Annotated in this window: 5 protein-coding genes and 1 tRNA gene; 3 read left to right on the top strand and 3 right to left on the bottom strand. The window is 70.3% G+C overall.

The features are described from left to right. A partial coding sequence (locus V7793_RS34045; protein ID WP_336013560.1) for a TetR/AcrR family transcriptional regulator occupies positions 1-242 on the bottom strand: 242 nt, incomplete at its 3' end. A 126-nt stretch (positions 243-368) separates the two neighbouring features. On the opposite strand from V7793_RS34045, the gene hisN reads away from it, so the two are divergent. Beyond that, complete coding sequence (gene hisN, locus V7793_RS34040; RefSeq protein WP_336013559.1) at positions 369-1,175, top strand: histidinol-phosphatase; 807 nt, start codon at positions 369-371, stop codon at positions 1,173-1,175. A gap of 157 nt (positions 1,176-1,332) precedes the next feature. Further along, positions 1,333-1,755 (top strand): CBS domain-containing protein, encoded by a 423-nt coding sequence (locus V7793_RS34035; protein WP_336013558.1) that lies wholly within the window; start codon positions 1,333-1,335, stop codon positions 1,753-1,755. Between the two features lie 178 nt (positions 1,756-1,933). On the opposite strand, the gene V7793_RS34030 is transcribed toward V7793_RS34035, so the two are convergent. Next, a complete protein-coding gene (locus tag V7793_RS34030) occupies positions 1,934-3,424 on the bottom strand; it encodes a catalase (RefSeq protein ID WP_336013557.1) in 1,491 nt (496 codons plus the stop codon). A gap of 204 nt (positions 3,425-3,628) precedes the next feature. Here V7793_RS34030 and V7793_RS34025 point away from each other — a divergent pair, with 204 nt between their 5' ends. Then, positions 3,629-4,045 carry a Fur family transcriptional regulator gene (locus V7793_RS34025; protein WP_336013556.1) on the top strand — a complete coding sequence of 139 codons (417 nt, stop codon included), beginning with the start codon at positions 3,629-3,631 and terminating at the stop codon, positions 4,043-4,045. 134 nt (positions 4,046-4,179) lie between these two features. Here the strand turns inward: V7793_RS34025 and V7793_RS34020 are convergent. Beyond that, positions 4,180-4,253, bottom strand: a tRNA-Met gene (locus V7793_RS34020). Positions 4,254-4,326 lie beyond the last annotated feature (73 nt).

Here is a 4,326-nt window from a genome sequence, read left to right as displayed (position 1 = left end):
GAGAAGAGACAGGCGCCGGCGGGCGCGGCCGCCAGGGCCCGCTCGACACCGGCGAGGAAGGTCTCCGCCTCCCGGCGGACCAGGGCGCGGGCGAGGCCGTCCTTGCTGCCGAACTCGTTGTAGAGCGTCTGCCGGGAGACCCCGGCCGCGGCCGCGACGTCCACCATCCGGACCCCGTTCCAGGGCCGGGTGCGAAGCGCCGCGAAGGCCGCGTCCAGCAAGAGCTCTCGTGCCGCGGGCATCGTCGCCTCCCCGGCCGTCCGGCCGCACCACGACTGTGGCCACAGAATTGACGTGCCGCCATACGGTGTCAAGAGCCGTGGGCGGGCCGCGGGTGCCGGAGCGGCGGCCACGGGTACTGTTCAGCCATGTCCGACTACCACGATGATCTGCGGCTGGCCCATGTCCTCGCGGATGCCGCCGACGCGGCCACCATGGACCGGTTCAAGGCCCTCGACCTGAAGGTCGAGACCAAACCGGACATGACCCCGGTGAGCGAGGCGGACAAGGCCGCCGAGGAGCTGATCCGCGGTCACCTGCAGCGCGCCCGCCCGCGCGACGCGGTGCTGGGCGAGGAGTTCGGCAGCGAGGGCACGGGCCCGCGCCGCTGGGTGATCGACCCGATCGACGGCACCAAGAACTACGTGCGCGGGGTGCCGGTCTGGGCCACGCTGATCTCCCTCATGGTGCAGACCGAGTACGCCGGCTCGATCAGCTGGGAGCCCGTCGTGGGCGTGGTGTCGGCGCCGGCGCTGGGCCGCCGGTGGTGGGCGGCCAAGGGCTCCGGTGCGTACACCGGCCGCAGCCTGACGTCGGCGACCCGCCTGCAGGCCTCCCGCGTGGGCCGTATCGAGGACGCCTCGTTCGCCTACTCCTCGCTCAGCGGCTGGGAGGAGCGCGGCCTGCTGCCGGGCTTCCTCGACCTCACGCGCGACTGCTGGCGCACCCGGGGCTACGGCGACTTCTGGCCGTACATGATGGTCGCCGAGGGGTCGGTGGACATCTGCGCCGAGCCGGAGCTGTCCCTGTGGGACATGGCGGCCAACGTGGTCATCGTGGAGGAGTCCGGCGGCCGCTTCACCGGGCTGGACGGCCGGCCGGGCCCGCACAGCGGCGATGCCGCGGCGTCCAACGGCCTGCTCCACGACGAGCTCCTGGGCTACCTGCGCACGTAGCGCGCCCGGGCGGATCCGGGAGTGCCGCCGAGCGCGGTTACGGCCCTGCGCGCCTCTTGTTGGGCACGCCGTGCCGTGTGACGATGAGGGCCCCACGCTTGTGAACTTGTGAATCCCGGCAGGGGGTTCGCGGTCCACCAAGGAGGTGGCTCCAGCCATGCTCGTCCGCGACGCCATGAGCACGGTGGTCCTCACCATCGGCCCCGCCCACACCCTCCGACAGGCAGCCAGGCTGATGTCCGCGCGCAGGATAGGCGCCGCGGTCGTCCTCGACCCCGATACGAGCGGCCTCGGCATCCTCACCGAGCGGGACATCCTCAACTCCGTCGGCGCCGGGCAGGACCCGGACCGGGAGACCGCCCACGCGCACACCACGACGGACGTCGTCTTCGCGGCGCCCGAGTGGACGCTGGACGAGGCCGCGAACGCCATGTCGCGCGGCGGCTTCCGCCACCTGATCGTCCTCGACGGCGAGGGGCCGGTCGGCGTGGTGTCGGTGCGCGACATCGTCCGCTGCTGGCTGCGGACGGGCACGCACGGGGCCCGGGAGGGCACGGCGGCGGGGGCGCTGGCGGGATGAGGGGCTGAGGGGCTGAGGGGCTGAGGGCAGCCGGAGAGGCCGGAGCCCCTTGGCGTCCGGCCTCTCCGGTTGGTACGGCAAGCGGCCGTTGAGCACCCCCGCGGCGAGGGTCACCACGTCCGCGAGGAGCGGCTGGGGACTCCCCCCGGCCGGGGCCGGGGGGCAGCCGCAAGGGGCGCTAGCCGCGCAGGGCCTGGACCGCGGCCTCCAGTCGCTTGCCGTAGTCAGCGTCCGCCTGGCGGAAGTTGTTGATGGCCCGCTCGGCGATGTCGGCGCGCGTCACCTTCGCGATGAAGCCCGCGAGGTTGGCGATCAGGCGCTCCTTCTCCTCCTCCGACATCAGCCGGTAGAGGTTGCCCGCCTGGACGAAGTCGTCGTCCTCGGCGTGCGAGACCACCGCGTGGTTGCCGGTGCCGCCGTTGACGGAAGTGGAGCCCCACAGCGGCTGCCCGGTCTCCCGGGGGCCGCCGAAGCTGTTGGGCTCGTAGTTCTTGGACCGGCCGTGGCGGCCGTCGTAGGCGTAGCCGTCACGGCCGTAGGTGTTCGCCACGGTGGCGCGCGGGCGGTTCACCGGCAGGTGGTCGGCGTTGATGCCGACGCGGTAGCGGTGGGCGTCGCCGTAGGCGAAGAGCCGGCCCTGCAGCATCTTGTCCGGGGAGGGGCCGATGCCCGGCACGAAGTGCGCCGGCGAGAAGGCGGACTGCTCGACCTCGGCGAAGACGTTGTCGGGGTTGCGGTTGAGCTCCAGCTTGCCGACCTCGATCGGCGGGTAGTCCTCGTGCGGCCACACACGCGTGAGGTCGAACGGGTTGAAGCGGTACTGGGCCGCCTCATCCGCCGGCATGATCTGCACCTGCAGGGTCCAGGTGGGGAACTCGCCGCGCTCGATGGCCTCGCGCAGGTCGCGCTGGTGGAAGTCGGGGTCCTCGCCGGCGATGCGGTTGCCCTCGTCCTGGGTGAAGTTCTTGATGCCCTGGTCGGTCTTGAAGTGGTACTTGACCCAGAAGACCTCGCCGGCCTCGTTCTGCCACTGGTAGGTGTGCGAGCCGTAGCCGTTCATGTGGCGGTACGAGGCGGGGATGCCGCGGTCGCCGAAGAGCCAGGTCACCTGGTGGGTGGCCTCGGGCGAAAGCCCCCAGAAGTCCCAGACGTTGTCCGCCTCCTGCGAGCCGGTGTACGGGTCGCGCTTCTGGGTGTGGATGAAGTCGGGGAACTTGATGGCGTCCTTGATGAAGAACACCGGGGTGTTGTTGCCGACGAGGTCGTAATTGCCCTCCTCGGTGTAGAACTTCAGGGCGAAGCCGCGGGGGTCGCGCACCGTGTCGGCGGAGCCGAGGCTGCCGGCGACGGTGGAGAACCGCAGGAACGTCTCGGTCTCCTTGCCCACCTGGGACAGGAACTTCGCCCGGGTGTACCGGGAGACGTCGGCGGTGACGGTGAACGTGCCGTACGCACCGGCGCCGCGGGCGTGCACCACGCGCTCCGGGATCCGCTCGCGGTTGAAGTGCGCGAGCTTCTCCAGCAGCGACTGGTCCTGGATCAGAACGGGACCGCCGGCACCCGCGGTCTCGCTGTTCTGGTTGTCCGCGACCGGAGCTCCGGACTCCGTGGTCAGCGGGCCCGTCGTGGGAATGGTCTCGCCCTGAACCGACACGTGTGCCTCCGTCATCTCGTCCCTCACTCGGCCACTGGGTCCAGCCGATCGCCTGGCTGGACCCGATCGCTTTGGCTTGACCTGATCGCTTGGCCTGAGCCGAGCTCGATCCTACATTAGACAATGTCTAAGTCAAGATGGACCTAACATAAAAACGAGATCCAATCGTGGACGAGGGCCGCTGCTACGCTGGTCCCATCTGACTGATAGGTGAATGGCATGAGTGACCTGCTGGAACGGCTCCGGGGACGCGGCTGGCGGCTGACCGCACAGCGACGCGTCGTGGCCGAGGTCCTGGACGGGGACCACGTGCACTACACCGCGGACGAAGTGCACGCCAAGGCCGCGGAACTGCTGCCGGAGATCTCGCGCGCGACCGTGTACAACACCCTCGGGGAGCTGGTCTCCCTGGGCGAGGTCATGGAAGTGAGCACGGACGGGCGCGCCAAGCGTTACGACCCCAATGCCCACCACGCGCACCAGCACCTGGTGTGCTCCCAGTGCGGCACCATCCGCGACGTGCACCCCACGGGCGATCTCATGGCCGTCCTGCCGGCCGAGGAGCGCTTCGGCTTCCAGGTGGCCGCCGTCGAGGTCACGTACCGTGGCGTGTGCCCCAGCTGCTCCACGAGCTGATCGCGGGGGCACCCGGGGGGGGCTGCGAGCGCGGCGGACCTGGACACGGCAAACCCGGGCCCGGCGGGTTTCGAAAACGGCGGTCCGGAAACGGCGAAGGCCCGGATCCTGAGGATCCGGGCCTTGCCTTGGAGTAGCGGGGACAGGATTTGAACCTGCGACCTCTGGGTTATGAGCCCAGCGAGCTACCGAGCTGCTCCACCCCGCGTCGTTAGCTTTACCCTAACCCTTCCGGCGCAGCAGAAGCAAACGGGTTGCCCCGGCACGTCCTTACGCAGTCA

It is taken from the genome of Streptomyces sp. KLMMK, assembly GCF_036961605.1.
GTDB lineage: Bacteria > Actinomycetota > Actinomycetes > Streptomycetales > Streptomycetaceae > Streptomyces > Streptomyces telluris.
The sequence above is the reverse complement of the archived record's forward strand: the minus strand, read 5'-3'. Positions and strand labels throughout refer to the sequence as shown.